Genomic DNA, 16,917 nt, shown 5'->3' with positions numbered 1-16,917 from the left:
GCGGTGGGAGGTGGCACCGGGGGCGACTGGTGGGGTTTTCCCCAGGGTGGCCCGGGCGGCGAACTCCATGGCTTTGCGTCACGGCACACGGCACGCTGGCGCATATGACCGCACCAGCACCCCGTTCCCGCAGCCTGGCCGACGGCGGCGAAGACCGCGACCGGCTGCCACCCGTCCGCTTCGCCTACGACGGTCACACCTGGAAGGAGATCGCGCATCTCCTGCTGAACCTGCCGGTATCGGTGTTCGGCTTCATCTACGTGTTCACGACGGTGTGGGTTAGCGGGGTGCTGACGATCACGGTGGTCGGCATCCCGCTGCTCGCCGGCACGCTGCTGGGCGCCCGGCAGCTGGGGAAGCTGGAGCGGGCACGCGCGCGTGCGCTGCTCGGGGTGCGGGTGGAGGAGCCGACTCCGCTGCCGTTGGGCAAGCGGGGTGGAGGCACTCAGCGGCTGTGGATGGCGCTGAAGGATCCGGTGGGCTGGCGGACACTGCTGTACGACTTCATCCGGCTGCCCTGGGGCATCCTCACCTTCTGCACCGTGCTGGCGTCGTTGTTCGTGCTGTGGCCGGTGCTGCCGTTCATCGCGCGCGGGCTGGCGAACGCGGACCGGGCGATGGTCCGCGGTCTGCTGTCGCCCTCCGACGAGTTGGAGCGCCGGATCGCCGAACTGGAGTCGGACCGGGGGGTCGTGGTGGACACGGCCGCCGCCGACCTGCGGCGCATCGAACGGGATCTGCACGACGGCGCCCAGGCCCGCCTCGTCAACCTCGCCATGGGGCTCGGTCTGGCCAAGGAGAAGCTCCTGGAGGATCCCGACGGGGCCGCGGCGATGGTCGAGGAGGCGCACGGCGAGGTGAAACTGGCCCTGCAGGAGCTCAGGGACCTCGCCCGGGGCATCCACCCGGCGGTGCTGACCGACCGGGGGCTGGACGCGGCGCTGTCCTCGGTCGCCTCGCGGTGCACGGTACCGGTCCAGGTAACCGCCGACCTGCCGTCCAGACCGGCGCCGGCGATCGAGGGCATCGCCTATTTCACCGTCTCCGAGCTGCTGCAGAACATCAGCAAGCACAGCGGGGCGCGCAGCGCCTCGGTCGACGTGTGGCGCACCGACGACCGGCTGCTGATCCAGGTGACGGACGACGGGCGGGGCGGCGCGAGCCTGGACGGCGGCACGGGTATGCGCGGGCTCGCCGACCGGCTGGGCGCGGTGGACGGCCTGTTCGTCGTCGACTCACCGGCCGGCGGCCCCACCACGGTCACCGCCGAGCTGCCCTGGCGCGACCGGTCGTAGCGAAGACGGGCGTAGCGAAGAAGGGCGTAGCGAAGAAGGACGTGGCGGAGAAGGTCGTGCCGAGAAGGGGGGTAGGGAAAACCCCCCGTTCAAGATGCCGACGGCCTCCATGGTTCGTGGACCTGCGGCACAGCAGGGTGGAGGTACGGCAGGGACAGGCCTGACGGGACGAGCTGGAACAGCTGGAACAGACAGCACAGGACGGACGGGACGGCACCGATGGCCACGGAGTACCGGCACGGGCAGGGGCACGGATACGGGCACGGGTACGAGCAGGACCGCGAGTACGGATACGGTCCCGATCCCTACGGTGAGCGTCGGCATCGGATGCCGGCCGTGCTGCGGGCGCCGTTCGAGGCGCGCAGCTGGCGTGAGTTCGCCTATGTGCTGCTGAGCCTTCCGATCGGCGTCGCGCTGTTCGTGTGGACCGTGACGATGCTGTCCCTCGGCGTCGGTCTGCTGGTGACCTTCATCGGGATCCCCCTGCTGGCCGCGGCCCTGGCCGGCTGCCGGGGTTTCGGGGCGCTGGAGCGGGCGCGGGCGCGCGGGCTGCTGCGCCTGGAGGTGGCCGACCCGGAACCGTTGCGGATGCGCAAGCCCGGGGTGATGGCGTGGATCGGCGCGGTGCTGAAGAGCGGCACGTCCTGGCGCCATCTGCTGTACGCGGTCATCCAGTTCCCCTGGTCGATGTTCTCCTTCGTCGTCGCCCTCAACTTCTGGGCGTACGGCTGGGCCCTGCTGACGTACCCGCTGTGGTTCTGGGTCTTCCCGATGTACGCCGGGCAGGGCGGTCTTCAGCTGTACGGCGACGCGCACCACAGCGTCTACCTCGACAACCCGTTCGAGATCACCGTGACCGCGCTGGTGGGGCTGCTCTTCACGCTGGCCACGCCGTGGATCGTACGGGCGCTGACGCTGGTGGACCGGTTGATGGTGCACGGGCTGCTCGGGCCCTCGAAGCTGGCGTCGCGGGTGGTGGAGCTGGAGTCCGACCGGGGGGTGGTCGTCGACACGGCTGCGGCCGACCTGCGGCGCATCGAGCGGGACCTGCACGACGGGGCGCAGGCCCGGCTGGTGGCGCTGGCCATGGATCTGGGGCTGGCGAAGGAGAAGTTGCAGGAGGACCCGCAGGTCGCCGCGCGGATGGTGGACGAGGCGCACGGTGAGGTGAAGACCGCGCTGCAGGAGTTGCGGGACCTGGCCCGGGGGATCCATCCCGCGGTGCTCACCGACCGGGGACTGGACGCGGCGCTGTCGGCGGTGGCCTCGCGGTGCACGGTGCCGGTGCGGGTGGAGGTCGACCTGGCGGAGCGGCCGTTGGCGGCGATCGAGGGGATCGCGTACTTCACGGTGTCCGAGTTGCTGCAGAACGTCAGCAAGCACAGCCGGGCGCGCGGCGCCTCGGTCGACGTGTGGCGGAGCGAGGACCGGCTGATGTTGCAGGTCATGGACGACGGGGTGGGGGGCGCGGACACGGCGGACGGATCCGGGCTGGCGGGGCTGGCCGAGCGGCTGGACGCGGTCGACGGGATCCTGCTGGTGGACTCGCCGGTGGGTGGGCCCACGCGGGTGACGGCGGAGCTGCCCTGGCGGGGCTGAGGCCGCGGTTTTCCGCCCCCACCGCACTCGCCCCCCACTGGGGGGCTCGGCCCCTTTCGGCCCCAATTCCTGAACGCCGCACTCCGGGGGCCGTCCCCGGCTCCCCGCTCCGGCCCGACCGGTCTCGTCGCCGAACCCGGAAGGGCGGAATCAGGGGGTGACCTCGGGCGCCGGTCGGGCTGAATTGGCTCCGCTCCTCTCATGACCGCGCCGCGCTGTGCCGCGAATGCTGGAATGCTGGTCTTTCGGACAGGGCAGGCATGTACGCCGGACGGGGTGTGGGGGGCCGGGAGATCGTGGAGGACAGGGTGCGGGTGGTCATCGCCGAGGATTCCGTGCTGCTCAGAGAGGGGCTGACCCGGCTGTTGACCGACCGCGGACATGATGTTGTCGCGGGCGTCGGCGACGCGGAGGCGCTGGTCAAGACCATCGCCGATCTCCACGCGCAGGGCGCGATGCCGGACGTGGTGGTGGCGGACGTACGGATGCCGCCGACACACACCGACGAGGGCGTGCGAGCCGCCGTACGCCTGCGGAAGGCGCATCCGGAGCTCGGGGTGCTGGTGTTGTCGCAGTACGTGGAGGAGCGCTACGCCACCGAACTGCTGGCCGGTTCCAGCCGGGGCGTGGGCTATCTGCTGAAGGACCGGGTCGCCGAGGTCCGGGAATTCGTGGACGCGGTCGTGCGGGTCGCCGAGGGCGGTACCGCGCTCGACCCCGAGGTGGTCGCGCAGCTGCTCGGACGCAGCCGCAAGCAGGACGTACTGGCCGGGCTGACCCCGCGCGAGCGGGAGGTGCTGGGTCTGATGGCCGAGGGGCGGACGAACTCGGCGATCGCCCGGCAGCTGGTCGTGAGCGACGGAGCCGTCGAGAAGCACGTCAGCAACATCTTCCTCAAGCTGGGACTGTCCCAGAGCGACGGGGACCACCGGCGCGTTCTGGCCGTTCTGACCTATCTGAACTCCTGACGGGGCCGACACCGTGTCGGAGCCGGAAGGCGGCCAGCCGGAGGGAAAATCATGACAAGTCAGGGCGACAGGTCGTCCCAAAACGCCGTCCATCATGTGAGCGGACGCGGGAAGGCGACCCTAACCGACGTAGGGTTGAACGCGGGATGGTCCGTGGGACGACCACGCCCGGACAGCCGCCTCGAAGGAGGTCCAGTTCAGTGACCAGCCAGGTCAGCAGGACAACGGAACAGGCCGACGGAACCGTCGTGGGAGAACAGCGCAGGCCGGGCGGCGTGAAGGCCGTCCGGCGCCTCGATCGGGTGATCATCCGGTTCGCGGGGGACTCGGGTGACGGTATGCAGCTCACCGGTGACCGGTTCACATCGGAGACCGCGTCCTTCGGCAACGATCTCTCGACCCTCCCGAACTTCCCCGCCGAGATCCGTGCCCCGGCAGGCACCCTGCCCGGGGTCTCCTCATTCCAGTTGCACTTCGCCGACCACGACATCCTCACCCCCGGGGACGCGCCGAACGTGCTGGTCGCGATGAACCCGGCCGCCCTGAAAGCCAACATCGCGGACCTGCCACGCGGCGCGGAGATCATCGTCAACACGGACGAGTTCACCAAACGGGCGATGCAGAAGATCGGCTACGACGCCTCCCCGCTGGAGGACGGCTCGCTGGACGGGTACAGCCTCCATCCGGTGCCGCTGACCACTCTGACGGTGGAAGCCCTCAAAGAATTCGACCTCACCCGTAAAGAGGCCGAGCGCAGCAAGAACATGTTCGCGCTCGGCCTCTTGTCATGGATGTACCACCGGCCCACCGAGGGCACGGAACGGTTCCTCAAGCAGAAGTTCGCCCGCAAGCCCGAGGTCATGAACGCCAACCTGGCGGCCTTCCGCGCGGGCTGGAACTTCGGGGAGACGACCGAGGACTTCGCGGTCTCCTACGAGATCGCCCCGGCGACCACCGCGTTCCCGGTGGGCACCTACCGCAACATCTCCGGGAACCTGGCCCTGGCCTACGGCCTGGTCACCGCCTCGCGCCAGGCCGACCTGCCGCTCTTCCTCGGCTCGTACCCGATCACCCCGGCCTCCGACATCCTGCACGAACTGTCCAAGCACAAGAACTTCGGCGTGCGGACCTTCCAGGCGGAAGACGAGATCGCCGGGATCGGCGCGGCACTCGGCGCGGCCTTCGGCGGCTCGCTCGCCGTGACCACCACCTCCGGCCCGGGCGTGGCGCTGAAGGCGGAGACGGTCGGACTCGCGGTGTCGCTGGAGCTGCCGCTGCTGGTGGTGGACATCCAGCGTGGCGGGCCGTCCACCGGCCTGCCGACCAAGACCGAGCAGGCCGACCTGCTCCAGGCGATGTACGGCCGCAACGGCGAGGCCCCCGTCCCGGTGATCGCTCCGCGGACCCCGGCCGACTGCTTCGACGCGGCGCTGGAGGCCGCCCGGATCGCGCTGACGTACAGAACCCCGGTGATGCTTCTCTCCGACGGCTACCTGGCCAACGGCAGCGAGCCCTGGCGCATCCCGGAACTGACGGAACTCCCCGACCTGCGCGTCCAGTTCGCCCAGGGGCCGAACCACACTCTGGACGACGGCACCGAGGTCTTCTGGCCGTACAAACGCGACCCGCAGACACTCGCCCGCCCGTGGGCGATCCCGGGCACGCCCGGCCTCGAACACCGCATCGGCGGCATCGAGAAGCAGGACGGCACGGGCAACATCTCCTACGACCCCGCCAACCACGACTTCATGGTCCGCACCCGGCAGGCCAAGATCGACGGTATCGACGTCCCGGACATCGAGGTGGACGACCCGGACGGCGCGCGCACCCTGGTCCTGGGCTGGGGCTCGACCTACGGACCGATCACGGCCGCGGTACGGCGGCTGCGCCGGGCCGGCGAGGCGATCGCGCAGGCGCACCTGCGCCACCTCAACCCCTTCCCGCGCAACCTGGGTGCGGTCCTGGGGCGGTACGACAAGGTGGTGATCCCCGAGATGAACCTCGGCCAGCTCGCCACCCTCGTCCGGGCGAAGTACCTCGTGGACGCGCATTCGTACAACCAGGTCAACGGCATGCCGTTCAAGGCCGAGCAGCTCGCCGAGGCGCTCAAGGAGGCCATCCATGACTGACACCGCCGACGGACTGCTCCAGCTCGTGCCCAAGGCCGCGGCCAAGCAGTCCATGAAGGACTTCAAATCCGACCAGGAGGTGCGCTGGTGCCCGGGCTGCGGTGACTACGCGATCCTGGCCGCCGTGCAGGGGTTCATGCCGGAGCTCGGGCTGGCGAAGGAGAACATCGTCTTCGTCTCCGGCATCGGCTGCTCCTCCCGCTTCCCGTACTACATGAACACCTACGGGATGCACTCCATCCACGGCCGCGCCCCCGCCATCGCCACCGGACTGGCCACCTCCCGCCGGGACCTGAGCGTCTGGGTCGTCACCGGGGACGGCGACGCCCTCTCCATCGGCGGCAACCACCTCATCCACGCCCTGCGCCGCAACGTCAACCTGAAGATCCTCCTCTTCAACAACCGGATCTACGGGTTGACGAAGGGCCAGTACTCGCCGACTTCCGAAGTCGGAAAAATCACCAAGTCGACACCGATGGGCTCCCTGGACGCCCCCTTCAACCCGGTGTCCCTCGCGATCGGCGCCGAGGCCTCCTTCGTGGCCCGCACCATTGACTCCGACCGCAAGCACCTCACCGACGTGCTGCGCCAGGCCGCCGCCCACCCCGGCACGGCCCTGATCGAGATCTACCAGAACTGCAACATCTTCAACGACGGCGCCTTCGACACCCTCAAGGACAAGGCTTCCGCCGAGGAGGCGGTGATCCGTCTGGAGCACGGACAGCCCATCCGCTTCGGCGCCGACGGCACGCGCGGAGTCGTGCGCGACCGGCTGACCGGCGATCTGGCGGTCGTCGACGTGACCCCGGACAACGAGTCCGAGATCCTCGTCCACGACGCCCACTCCCCCTCCTCCACCACGGCCTTCGCGCTCTCCCGGCTGGCCGACCCGGACACCCTGCACCACACGCCCATCGGCGTGCTCCGCTCGGTGGAACGGCCCGTCTACGACGTCCAGATGTCCGAGCAGCTGGACACGGCGGTGGAGCAGCACGGCAAGGGCGACCTGGGGGCACTGCTGGCCGGCGGGGACACCTGGACGGTCGTCGGCTGACCGTCATCGAGCAGTAGGCGCGAAGCGGGCCCGGACACTGCGTCCGGGCCCGCTTCGCGTTCAGGCGCGCTTCGCCTCGTCGTACGCCTCCCGGGCCCGGGTCACGTCCGCCATCCGCCGCTCGGTCCACAGTGCCAGGTCCCGTACCTGCCGGGCGGCCTCGCGGCCGAGGTCGGTGAGGGAGTAGTCGACCCGGGGCGGGATGACGGGCTTGGCGTCCCGGTGGACGAGGCCGTCCCGTTCCAGGGTCTGGAGGGTCTGGGTGAGCATCTTCTCGCTGACCCGGCCAATGGCGCGGCGCAGTTCGCTGAAGCGGTGGGGGCGGTCGAGGAGCTCGATCAGGACCAGGACGCCCCAGCGGCTGGTGACGTGCTCCAGGACCAGACGGTACGGGCACATCGCCTCGCCGACGACGTACTTGTCGGCCCGCGCCGCGGGTGTGTCGGGGCGTTTCTCGACTTCAGGTGTACTTACGGCCATGCCAGTACCTTACTTCAAAGTGGGTACTTTCTTCTGGTTAGCGCACCTCCTAGGGTTAGTGACATCGGAACCCCACAAGGAGATCGCAGACCATGAGCATCGTTGTCACCGGAGCCACCGGGCACCTCGGCCGTCACGTCGTGACGCAGCTGCTGGAGAAGGTCCCGGCCGAGCAGATCACCGCCGTCGTGCGCGACGAGGCCAAGGCCGCCGACTTCGCCGCCCGCGGCGTCAACATCGCCGTCGCCGACTACAACTCCCCCGAGACCTTCGACGGCCTCTTCGCCGCCGGCGACAAGGTGCTGCTGATCTCGGGCAACGAGTTCGACAAGGGCCGCCGGCAGCAGCACGAGGTCGTCATCGACGCGGCCAAGGCGGCCGGCGTGGCCCTGCTCGCCTACACCAGTGCCCCGGGCAGCCTGACGGCCTCGCTGGTGGACGACCACCGTGCCACCGAGGAGCTGCTGCTCGCCTCCAGCCTGCCCTACGCGCTGCTGCGCAACGGCTGGTACCACGAGAACTACACCGAGAACCTCGCCCCGGTGCTGGAGCACAACGCCGTCGTCGCGGCCGCCGGTGACGGCCGGGTCTCCTCGGCCTCCCGCGCGGACTACGCGGCCGCGGCCGTCGCCGTACTGACCGGCGAGGGCCACGAGAACCGGACGTACGAGCTGGGCGGCGACGTCGCCTGGAGCTTCGCGGAGTACGCGGCGGAGATCGCGCGGCAGACCGGCAAGGAGATCGCCTACAACTCGGTGCCCGGCGAGGCGCTGCAGTCCATCCTGACCGGCGCCGGGGTGCCGGAGATGTTCGCCGCCATCCTGGTCGACGTCGACGCGTCGATCGCCAAGGGCGAGCTGGTGGTCGACTCCGGCGACCTCTCCCGCCTGACCGGACGCCCGACCTCCCCGATCTCCGAGGCCGTCGCGGACGCGCTGAAGTAGGCCCTGAGCCGGGCAGGTCATGCGCCGGACAGACTCCGTGCCCGGACAGAATCTGCGAGGCCTGAGACGCCTATGGGCCCGAGTGGGCTGGACCTCCGGACTGTCATGACCGTATGCCGATACGGCCATGACAGACGGAGGTGCTCGGCGCTACCTTCGTCCCGGTGTGCTGCAGCTGGGCGTGAAGGCGTAAGGAGGGCCGGTGGCCGATATATCGAGGGGTGAGCGGCGGGCAGGGCTGGTGAACGGCTTCGCCGCCTACGGGATGTGGGGCCTGGTCCCGCTCTTCTGGCCGCTGCTCAAACCCGCCGGGTCGCTGGAGATCCTGGCCCACCGGATGGCGTGGTCCCTGGTCTTCGTCGCCGTCGCACTGGCCTTCGTACGGCGCTGGGCGTGGGCCGGCGAGCTGCTGCGGCAGCCACGCCGACTGGCGCTGGTGGCGGTCGCCGCCTCCGTGATCACCGTCAACTGGGGCGTCTACATCTGGGCCGTGAACGCCGGGCACGTCGTCGAGGCCTCACTCGGCTACTTCATCAACCCCCTGGTGACCATCGCCATGGGTGTGCTGCTGCTGAAGGAGCGGCTGCGGCCCGCGCAGTGGACGGCGGTGGGCGTCGGTTTCGCCGCCGTGGTCGTACTGGCCGTGGGCTACGGGCAGCCGCCGTGGATCTCGCTCGTCCTCGCCTTCTCCTTCGCGACCTACGGACTCGTCAAGAAGAAGGTCAACCTCGGCGGCATCGAGTCACTCGCGGCGGAGACGGCGATCCAGTTCCTGCCCGCGCTCGGCTATCTGCTGTGGCTGGCCGGCCACGGCGAGTCCAGCTTCGTCAACGACGGTCCCGGGCATGCCGCCCTGCTGGCCTCCACCGGCATCGTCACCGCGCTCCCGCTGGTCTGCTTCGGCGCAGCCGCGATCCGCGTCCCGCTCTCCACGCTCGGTCTGCTGCAGTACCTGGCACCGGTCTTCCAGTTCCTGCTCGGCATCCTCTACTTCCACGAGGCGATGCCCGCCGAGCGCTGGGCCGGCTTCGCCCTGGTCTGGGTCGCCCTCGCCCTGCTCACCTGGGACGCGCTGCGCACCGCCCACCGGTCCGCGCGTGCGCTCGCGGCGGCGGCCATACCACGGCCGATGACGACGACCGCGGAGAGTCCCAAAAGTCAGGTGTGAGGCCCACGGCCGTCGGCTATAAGTGGGCGCCATGACGCAGACGCCCGCACCCCTGCACTGGAAGCTCGTCGTCGACGCCCGCGACCCGCACGCACAGGCCGACTTCTGGGCCGCCGCGCTGCACTATGTGCCCGAGGACAACAGCGCGTTCGTCGAACGCCTGCTGGAGCTGGGCGCACTGCCCGGCGCGGCGACCGTGGAGTACCACGGCCGTACCGCCTTCCGTGACCTGATCGCCGTACGGCATCCGGACGATCCGTTCGACCAGGAGCGCGGGACCGGGCTGGGACGGCGGCTGCTGTTCCAGCGGGTACCGGAAGGGAAGTCCGGCAAGAACAGGCTCCACATCGACCTGCACGCCGAGACGGGCAAGCGGTCGGAGGAGGTGGCGCGGCTCGAAGGGCTGGGCGCGACGGTGGTGCGCCATGTCTCCGAGCCGGCCGGGGCGTGGACGGTGCTGGCCGACCCTGAGGGCAACGAGTTCTGCGTGCAGTGACCGGTCGACGCCGACGGCTGCCGGTCGACCTGACTGACGCTCAGGCGTTCTCGGCCGCGCGGCGGGCTCGTTCGGTGAGGCGGGCCATCCGGGCCCGGGCGGAATCCAGTTCCTCCGGGTCGTCGGCGGCCGGGCCGTCCTCGGTGGTGAGCTGCACCCACAGGTCGATCAGGTCGCGGCCGAGGCGCAGCCCGTGTTCCGGGTCGCGCACCGCGCGCCAGGCGGTGGCCGCGCTCCGCACGTTCCCGTACGCCCCCTCGCCGTCCCGGGCCTGCCGGTGCTGCCGCGCCAGGTCGAGGGAGAGGTGGAAGGCGCGCAGCGGGTCGCCCGCCAGGTAGGCGATGTACGCGGTCAGCTCGCGCAGGTGCAGCACCTCGGTGTGACCGTCGCCGAAGGTCGCGGACGCCTCGGCGACGGTGCGCTCCGCGAGTTCGGCCGCCGCTTCGATACGGCCCGCCCGGACGGCCTCGTTGATCCGCGACACCGGCTCGGCGAGCAGCGCGGCCCCCTCCGCCGTCACGGTCACCGGCTCGTCCCCGAGCACCTCCTCGGCGACGGCGTCGAAACCGCGCGCCGGGGTGTGCCTGGGATCGGGGTCGAAGACACGGGCGGCCTCGGGCTCCACGAGGGGCCCTATGAGGGGCTCCACGAGGGGTTCGACGCGAGAGTCGGTCCGGGGCGCCCACTGAGGCCCGATGACAGCCCGTGCGGGTACGACGGCGGGGGCGGGAGGGGTTACGGCAGCGGGGGCCGGGGTTCCGTCCATGACGGGCGGCGGGCCGAACACCCCGGTCGGCGCCTGGACCGTGCCCGGCACCGGCGGTGCTGTCACCAAAGGCGCCGCGACCGGCGGTGCGGGGACCGCCCGCAGCGGGTGCGCGGGAGCCGTTTCCGTCGCTGCCGCGGTCGTGACCGCCGACTCCGCGCCCCGCACGCCCGCCGCCTCCGCGACCGCCCCGTCCACGACCGGCGGCTCTGCGACCGACGGTTCTGCGACCGACGGCTCTGCGACCGACGGCTCTGCGACCGACGGCTCTGCGACCGACGGTTCTGCGGCCGGCTGCTCTGCGGCCGGCGGTTCGTCGACGGCGTGCAGGAGGGGCGTCGGCCTGTCCCGGCGGGGCTGCTGCGCCTGCTCCGGGGGGACGGGCGCGTTCGGCGTACCGGGTACGGCCATCCGTACCGGATCGCCGGTGAAGCTGCTGGAGCCGTCCAGGTTCACCTGGAGGCGGACGACGTAGCCGATGCGGCTGTCGTGGACGGTGGCGAGGACGGGACGGCCGGTGGTGTGGGCGAGGCGCTGGAGATGGTTGAGGACCGCCTGCTGGGGTTCTTCACCGGGCGCCGGGAACAGCGGTACGCCGTCCACGGTCGCGGCGCCGCCCGTCACGCGGACCTCGACCGGCTGCGCCGACCGGTCGGTCTGCTGAGCTTCCCGCTTCGTCTCGCGGCTGAGTCGGGACATCGGCCCTCATTCCCCCGGCGTCACCGTCCGGTCGTACCCGTGCGTACGGTCAAGTCTGGCCGCTCCCCTCGGCCCACGCGTCACCGCGACGTCACAGCCTCGCATCAGGAAGGGACCCATCCGGTGTCCGGCCCGGCGGCGGCACCCCTGGCCAAAGTGAATGCATACGCATAAGATGCAGACACGTTTATCCACTGCACGCCGCTCACCTGGGGGATCTCGTGACTCGCCGCTTCCTGTTCGTGCTGGGCAGTTCCCGTCCCGACGGCAACACCGAACTCCTGGCCCGCCGAGCCGCCGAACAGCTGCCCGAGGACGTCGAACAGCGGTGGATCAGCCTGGCCGACCATCCGCTGCCCGACTTCGTGGATCTGCGACGCGACGCCGACCACGTGCGGGCGCCCTCGGACACCAACACCGGTCTGCTGCTCGACGCCACGCTCGCCGCGACCGACATCGTGATCGCCTCGCCGGTGTACTGGTACTCGGTGTCCGGTCTCACCAAGCGCTACCTGGACTACTGGTCGGGCTGGCTGCGCACCCCCGGCCTCGACTTCAAGGCGACCCTGGCGGGGCGCACCCTGTGGGGGGTGGCCGCGCTGGCGGACGACGAGCCGTCCGTCGCGGACCCGTACGCCGGACTGCTCCACAACTCGGCCGCCTACATGGGCATGCGCTTCGGCGGGGTGCTGCTCGGCAACGGCAGCGCGCGAGGGGATGTCCTCAAGGACACCGAGGCGCTGGCGCGGGCCAAGGAGTTCTTCGCCGGGGAGGCGCCCCTGGCCCGCTTCGCGGTGGACGGGACGTCCGCCCCCGCTACGCCGTGATGTCCTTGGCCGTGAACCGCGCCCAGGCCGCCGACCCGAACACCGCCAAGTACAGACCCTGCAGCTCCAGGTTTCTGACCAGGTCGTCCCAGTAGACGGGGTCGCGCACCAGGTCGGCGAAGGACAGCCAGTAGTGGGAGAAGAAGTACGGCTGGAGCGCGTGCAACTGGGGGATCTGGTCGAGGATCTGGACGGTGATCAGCAGGCCGACGGTGGTCGCCATCGCCGCGATGCCGCTGCTGGTCAGCGTGGAGACGAACAGGCCCAGCGCCGCTATGCCGGTCAGGGAGGCCGCCACCACCAGGGCGATCAGCAGGGCCCGGCCGAGACCCTCGGTGAACGAGATCTGGGTGCCGGAGATGGTGGTCAGGTCGCCGAGCGGGAAGAGGATCGCGCCGACGGCGAGGGCGGAGGCGGCCACCACCAGGGTGGCCAGCAGGCAGAAGGCCATCGTCGTCGCGTACTTGGTGAGCAGCAGGCGGGTGCGGCCGGCCGGGGCGACCAGCAGATAGCGCAGGGTGCCCGCGCTGGCCTCGCCGGCGATCGCGTCCCCAGCCACCACCCCGACGGCCATCGGCAGGAAGAACGGGAGGGTCGCGGCCAGTGCCGTGAACACCAGGAACAGTCCGTTGTTGGTGATCTGCGCGATGAACGCCGGGCCGCCGCCCCCGCCCCCGCCTCCTCCGACCTGGCCGTCGCCCTGTGTCTCGAGCTTGACGGCGACCCCGACGAGGACCGGCACCGCCGCCAGTACGCCGAGCAGCGCGAGGGTGCGCCAGCGCCGCAGGGTGATGACCAGCTCGCTGCGGAGCAGGCCGAGGGTCCACAGCGGGTTCGGCCGTACGGCCGGTCCTTCCACGACCGCCACGTCAGCCCGCGACATCGAAGCCCTCCCCGGTCAGCGCCACGAACGTGTCCTCCAGCGAGGCCCGTTCGAGTGTGAAGCCGCGTACCCGCACACCCGCCGCGACGAGCGCCGCGTTGACCTCGGCGAGGTCGCGCTCGGGCGGCTCGCCGGTGACCCGGTCCTCGGTGATGACGACGTCCGCGACGCCCTGTTCCTTGAGCACCCGGGCCGCCTCGCCGGTGTCCGGGGTGGTCACCACGAGCCGGCCGCGCGCCCCGGCCGCCAGGTCGGCCACCGTGCCCTGGGTGATCAGCCGGCCCTGCGCCATCACGGCCGCGTGGGTGCAGACCTGCTCGATCTCGTCGAGGAGGTGCGAGGAGAGGAAGACGGTCGTGCCGTCTCCGGCCAGCTCGCGCACCAGGGAACGGATCTCCCGCATGCCCTGCGGGTCGAGGCCGTTGGTCGGCTCGTCCAGGACCAGCAGCTTGCGGGGCTGGAGAAGTGCGGCGGCCAGCCCCAGGCGCTGCTTCATGCCCAGGGAGTAGGCCTTCGCCTTCTTCGCGGCGGCCGCCGTCAGGCCCACCCGGTCCAGCGCGGCCTCGACGCGGGTACGCCGGGTGCGCGGGTCGGCGGTCGGATCGGCGGCGTCGTACCGCAGCAGGTTGTCGCGGCCGGAGAGGAAGCCGTACAGCGCCGGGCCCTCGATGAGGGCCCCGACCTGGGGCAGTACGACACGGGAGGCGCGCGGCATCGGGCGGCCCAGGACACGGGCCGTGCCCGAGGTGGGCGTGATCAGGCCCATCAGCATGCGGATGGTGGTGGTCTTGCCGGAGCCGTTCGGACCGAGGAAGCCGAAGACACTGCCCGCCGGGACGGTCAGGTCGAGACCGTCCACGGCGAGCTGTCCGCCGGGGTAGCGCTTGGTGAGGCCGCGGGTGTCGATGACACCCGCGCGTGCCGGGTCGTCCTGGCCCTGGTCCTCCGACCCCTGCTCCGTGGCGGACGGTCGGTCCATCGGCTCCCTCGATTCGTCGTGCGGCAGGGGGTACGGGGCACCCGTCCCGCCCTTGTTACCCCGCGTTCGCCGCCTTCACCAGCGCCGCCTTGTCCACCGCGCCGACGTACACCTTGCCGTCGTCCGTGATCAGGGCGTTGACCAGCCGGGTGGAGAAGACCGTGCCCTTGCCGAACTTGCCGGAGACCGGGTCGCCGAGTGAGCCGAGGAAGCCGCCCAGGTCACCGCCGCCGGAAGCGGAGCCGCTGGGCAGCCCGCCCTTGTTGCCGGTGTCGATGACGGCTATGGAGTTCCAGCCCTTGCCGAGGACGTCGAAGCCGTTCTTGCCGAGCTCCTCGGGAGTGCTCTGGCCGGGCGCCTTGGTGATCTTGTCGCCCTTGTCGCCCTTCGCCGCCTTGTTCGCCTTGTCGAGGCGGTCGCCCTCGGTGACCTTGGCCCCCTTGGGCGGGGTGAAATCGAAGGTCGAGGCGGCCGGCTTGGCGAAGCTGACCTGGGTGTAGCCGGCGTCGATCACGGCCGCGCCGCCGCTCGACGGGGTCAGCGTGAACTTCAGCGGGGTACCGGTCTTGGCGTCCACCGCGATGCTGATCGCGCCGACCGTCGTACCGGACTGCTTGGGCTTGACGACCAGCCGGTAGGCGTCGCGGCCGGCCACCTGGGCGGTGCCGTCGACCTTCACCGACGTGGTGTCGTCGACCGACTTGAGGACCTCGTCGGCGAAGTTCTTGGGCGTGGCCGGGGTTTCGTGCTGCTCGGCCTTGCCGGAGTCGGCGGCGGTTGAGTGGTAGACCTCGTTGGACTTGCTGTCGTAGCCCCACACGTCGGTGCCGTTGTGGATGAGGCTGTACTCGGCGCCGCTCTCCAGCAGCGACACCTTCTGCTTCTCGGGGCCGTCGGCGGCCACGCGCAGCGTGTGGGTGCCGGAGGCCAGCTCGGTGAGCTTGGTCGACGGGTCGGCGGACGAGCCGTCGCCACCCTGGGCCGCGCCGGACAGCAGACCGCCCTCCAGACCGCCGAGGTCGGGCAGGCCGAGGTCGGTGCTGATCTTCACCGTGCCGGACAGCTGCTGTACGTCCGACTTGGCGATCTTGTTGATGAGTTCCTGAGCGGTGATCTTCGGCAGGTCGGGGTCGCCGGAGTTGGCGAGCGCCGGAACCAGGCCGATCGTGGCCGCGGCCACTCCCATGACCGCGACCGGGACGACGTATCGCGCGGCCTTGCGCCGCCGCTCGGCGCGCAGCTCGTCGTCGGCCTGCGCGGCCCCCGTGCTGTCCTCGGTTTCGTACGGTGCCATGTGTGCCTTACCTCCGTCGTCGGCGGCGGCTGTGCTCGCACGTGTCCCACCCTGAGCCGCCATTCTCACCCGAATCGGTGAGTGGTGGTGATTTCCGTGGTTTCCATCTCACCAAATCCGGGCCTCTCAAGCGTCAGACCCGGGAGCCAACTCCGCGTACTCCTGCGGTATGACACAAGGGTGGAGGCGCCTCCCCCGACCCGTAGGGGTCGTGCGGCGAAGACGCCTCCTGTCACTTTCTGTCACGTACCCCGTTCGCTCAGTGCTGCTGCACGAACACGTAGTCGGCCCGGTAGGGGACGCCGACGACGGCACCCGGGGTGCAGGAGCCGGCCGGGGCGACGCCGCCGACGGTGTTCAGGCGCAGGACCTCCCCCGTGCGCGCGAGCAGGCCGTGCTTCTTGCCCGACTGCGTGGCCTTGAGGTCCAGCTCGGGGATGTTGCCGTCGCCGTTCGGCGTCTTGGCCAGGACCGCTCCGGTGACCGCGCTGCCGTCGGGTGCGACCCACTGCGGGGTGCCGGAGCCGGGGGCGACGAAGGAATGCCGGATGCCGCCACCGAGCTTGGCGCTGACGTCACGCTGGGCGAAGGCGTAGCCGCCGCCGTCGGCCGCCTTGCACTCGTAGATCTGCTTGCCGGTGACGACGGAGGCCTGGAGGCCGCCGCCCCTGAGGTCGGTGACGGTGGTGACGGCGTGCAGCTGGCCGCGGACCGCCCCGCCCGGGAACTGGGCGGTGTGCAGGTTGGCGTAGAAGCCGCCGGGGTCGGTGGTGAGCTGCTTGAGCAGGGCCTTGTCGGTGACCTTGACGCTGCCGGTGACGCTGTGGCCCCTGGCCTTCTTCAGCAGCTTCCCGAAGTCGATCTTCACCCCGCCGTTGACGCCCTTGGCGCCCTGGTGGATGTGCAGGTCGGTCGGCCTGCCAGTGCCGCGCCAGGTCACGGCGACGGTCACCTTGTCCCCCTTGACCTGGATGAACTCCAGCGCCGCGCCGTCCTTGTCCCCGACGGCGGGCCCACCGGCGACGGGCACCTCGTTGGCACCGCGCAGGCCGGCGACGAGAACGACGGATCCGGTGGAGCTGTGGTTGGCAGCGCTGTGACTGGAAGAGGTCTGACCGGTGGCGGCGGACGCCGGGACGGCGGCACCGCCGAGAGCGGTCACGGTGACGGCGGCGGCGACGGCGAGGGTCTTGCGACGCGTGGCGTTGATGGTCATGATTCCGTTTTCTCCCCGTATGTCAGCTGACGCCCCCTGCGTCGGCTTCTGGGAAGAGGTACGGAACGGATCCTAGATTGGACTCAGTCCAACAATGTGATGTACGACACAGGGGTGAGC

At 70.6% G+C, this 16,917-nt stretch carries 15 protein-coding genes; 9 read left to right on the top strand and 6 right to left on the bottom strand.

Annotation, left to right across the window (positions count from 1 at the left end; all coding sequences use genetic code 11):
• Window positions 1-104: 104 nt before the first annotated feature.
• The 5 genes from ABZ642_RS27740 (at window position 105) to ABZ642_RS27720 (ending at window position 7,045) form a co-directional block, all read left to right on the top strand.
• On the top strand, window positions 105-1,295 hold the full coding sequence (locus ABZ642_RS27740; protein ID WP_360489159.1) for a sensor domain-containing protein: 1,191 nt from the start codon (window positions 105-107) through the stop codon (window positions 1,293-1,295).
• A 219-nt stretch (window positions 1,296-1,514) separates the two neighbouring features.
• The gene (locus ABZ642_RS27735) at window positions 1,515-2,894 is read left to right on the top strand and encodes a sensor domain-containing protein (RefSeq protein WP_360489158.1); all 1,380 of its coding nucleotides are present in this window, start codon (window positions 1,515-1,517) and stop codon (window positions 2,892-2,894) included.
• Window positions 2,895-3,154: 260 nt separating this feature from the next.
• On the top strand, window positions 3,155-3,862 hold the full coding sequence (locus tag ABZ642_RS27730; protein WP_352224379.1) for a response regulator transcription factor: 708 nt from the start codon (window positions 3,155-3,157) through the stop codon (window positions 3,860-3,862).
• Window positions 3,863-4,062: 200 nt separating this feature from the next.
• A complete protein-coding gene (locus ABZ642_RS27725) occupies window positions 4,063-5,991 on the top strand; it encodes a 2-oxoacid:acceptor oxidoreductase subunit alpha (RefSeq protein ID WP_360489157.1) in 1,929 nt (642 codons plus the stop codon).
• A complete protein-coding gene (locus tag ABZ642_RS27720) occupies window positions 5,984-7,045 on the top strand; it encodes a 2-oxoacid:ferredoxin oxidoreductase subunit beta (RefSeq protein WP_360489156.1) in 1,062 nt (353 codons plus the stop codon). The genes ABZ642_RS27725 and ABZ642_RS27720 overlap by 8 nt, the downstream gene beginning before the upstream one ends.
• Before the next feature lie 60 nt (window positions 7,046-7,105).
• Here the strand turns inward: ABZ642_RS27720 and ABZ642_RS27715 are convergent, their stop codons facing one another.
• Window positions 7,106-7,525: a helix-turn-helix domain-containing protein gene (locus ABZ642_RS27715; protein ID WP_360489155.1), complete on the bottom strand. Its 420-nt coding sequence runs from the start codon at window positions 7,523-7,525 to the stop codon at window positions 7,106-7,108.
• 92 nt (window positions 7,526-7,617) lie between these two features.
• Here ABZ642_RS27715 and ABZ642_RS27710 point away from each other — a divergent pair, with 92 nt between their 5' ends.
• From ABZ642_RS27710 to ABZ642_RS27700, 3 genes are all read left to right on the top strand, one after another.
• Window positions 7,618-8,469, top strand: a complete 852-nt coding sequence (locus tag ABZ642_RS27710) for an SDR family oxidoreductase (protein WP_360489154.1) — start codon at window positions 7,618-7,620, stop codon at window positions 8,467-8,469.
• Between the two features lie 202 nt (window positions 8,470-8,671).
• On the top strand, window positions 8,672-9,637 hold the full coding sequence (rarD, locus tag ABZ642_RS27705) for an EamA family transporter RarD (RefSeq protein ID WP_360489153.1): 966 nt from the start codon (window positions 8,672-8,674) through the stop codon (window positions 9,635-9,637).
• Between the two features lie 31 nt (window positions 9,638-9,668).
• Window positions 9,669-10,133, top strand: a complete 465-nt coding sequence (locus tag ABZ642_RS27700; RefSeq protein ID WP_360489152.1) for a VOC family protein — start codon at window positions 9,669-9,671, stop codon at window positions 10,131-10,133.
• A gap of 40 nt (window positions 10,134-10,173) precedes the next feature.
• On the opposite strand, the gene ABZ642_RS27695 is transcribed toward ABZ642_RS27700, so the two are convergent.
• The gene (locus ABZ642_RS27695) at window positions 10,174-11,598 is read right to left on the bottom strand and encodes a tetratricopeptide repeat protein (protein WP_360489151.1); all 1,425 of its coding nucleotides are present in this window, start codon (window positions 11,596-11,598) and stop codon (window positions 10,174-10,176) included.
• Between the two features lie 221 nt (window positions 11,599-11,819).
• Here ABZ642_RS27695 and ABZ642_RS27690 point away from each other — a divergent pair, with 221 nt between their 5' ends.
• A complete protein-coding gene (locus ABZ642_RS27690; protein ID WP_360489150.1) occupies window positions 11,820-12,425 on the top strand; it encodes an NAD(P)H-dependent oxidoreductase in 606 nt (201 codons plus the stop codon).
• On the opposite strand, the gene ABZ642_RS27685 is transcribed toward ABZ642_RS27690, so the two are convergent.
• The 4 genes from ABZ642_RS27685 to ABZ642_RS27670 form a co-directional block, all read right to left on the bottom strand.
• Window positions 12,415-13,308, bottom strand: coding sequence for an ABC transporter permease (locus ABZ642_RS27685; protein ID WP_360489149.1), 894 nt, complete (start codon window positions 13,306-13,308; stop codon window positions 12,415-12,417). The two genes, ABZ642_RS27690 and ABZ642_RS27685, sit on opposite strands and share 11 nt — an antisense overlap.
• Window positions 13,295-14,287, bottom strand: a complete 993-nt coding sequence (locus ABZ642_RS27680) for an ABC transporter ATP-binding protein (RefSeq protein WP_360489148.1) — start codon at window positions 14,285-14,287, stop codon at window positions 13,295-13,297. The genes ABZ642_RS27685 and ABZ642_RS27680 overlap by 14 nt, the downstream gene beginning before the upstream one ends.
• A gap of 55 nt (window positions 14,288-14,342) precedes the next feature.
• Window positions 14,343-15,581 (bottom strand): DUF2092 domain-containing protein, encoded by a 1,239-nt coding sequence (locus ABZ642_RS27675; protein ID WP_360489147.1) that lies wholly within the window; start codon window positions 15,579-15,581, stop codon window positions 14,343-14,345.
• 259 nt (window positions 15,582-15,840) lie between these two features.
• Entirely contained in the window at window positions 15,841-16,797 is a 957-nt protein-coding gene (locus ABZ642_RS27670) for a CHRD domain-containing protein (RefSeq protein WP_360489146.1), read from the bottom strand.
• Window positions 16,798-16,917: the final 120 nt, after the last annotated feature.

The sequence above is a fragment of the Streptomyces sp. NPDC007157 genome, assembly GCF_040634235.1.
In the GTDB taxonomy this organism is placed as follows: Bacteria; Actinomycetota; Actinomycetes; order Streptomycetales; family Streptomycetaceae; genus Streptomyces.
Note: the sequence above shows the minus strand (reverse complement) of the source record. Positions and strands in the feature narration are given on the sequence as shown.

Bases quoted from the DNA above. Each gene is read 5' to 3' on its own strand.
- ABZ642_RS27695 (WP_360489151.1), bottom strand. From the start codon at position 11,598: ATGTCCCGACTCAGCCGCGAGACGAAGCGGGAAGCTCAGCAGACCGAC.
- ABZ642_RS27680 (WP_360489148.1), bottom strand. From the start codon at position 14,287: ATGGACCGACCGTCCGCCACGGAGCAGGGGTCGGAGGACCAGGGCCAG.
- ABZ642_RS27730 (WP_352224379.1), top strand. From the start codon at position 3,155: ATGTACGCCGGACGGGGTGTGGGGGGCCGGGAGATCGTGGAGGACAGG.
- ABZ642_RS27675 (WP_360489147.1), bottom strand. From the start codon at position 15,581: ATGGCACCGTACGAAACCGAGGACAGCACGGGGGCCGCGCAGGCCGAC.
- ABZ642_RS27670 (WP_360489146.1), bottom strand. From the start codon at position 16,797: ATGACCATCAACGCCACGCGTCGCAAGACCCTCGCCGTCGCCGCCGCC.
- ABZ642_RS27700 (WP_360489152.1), top strand. From the start codon at position 9,669: ATGACGCAGACGCCCGCACCCCTGCACTGGAAGCTCGTCGTCGACGCC.
- ABZ642_RS27685 (WP_360489149.1), bottom strand. From the start codon at position 13,308: ATGTCGCGGGCTGACGTGGCGGTCGTGGAAGGACCGGCCGTACGGCCG.
- ABZ642_RS27710 (WP_360489154.1), top strand. From the start codon at position 7,618: ATGAGCATCGTTGTCACCGGAGCCACCGGGCACCTCGGCCGTCACGTC.
- ABZ642_RS27715 (WP_360489155.1), bottom strand. From the start codon at position 7,525: ATGGCCGTAAGTACACCTGAAGTCGAGAAACGCCCCGACACACCCGCG.
- ABZ642_RS27735 (WP_360489158.1), top strand. From the start codon at position 1,515: ATGGCCACGGAGTACCGGCACGGGCAGGGGCACGGATACGGGCACGGG.
- ABZ642_RS27740 (WP_360489159.1), top strand. From the start codon at position 105: ATGACCGCACCAGCACCCCGTTCCCGCAGCCTGGCCGACGGCGGCGAA.
- ABZ642_RS27720 (WP_360489156.1), top strand. From the start codon at position 5,984: ATGACTGACACCGCCGACGGACTGCTCCAGCTCGTGCCCAAGGCCGCG.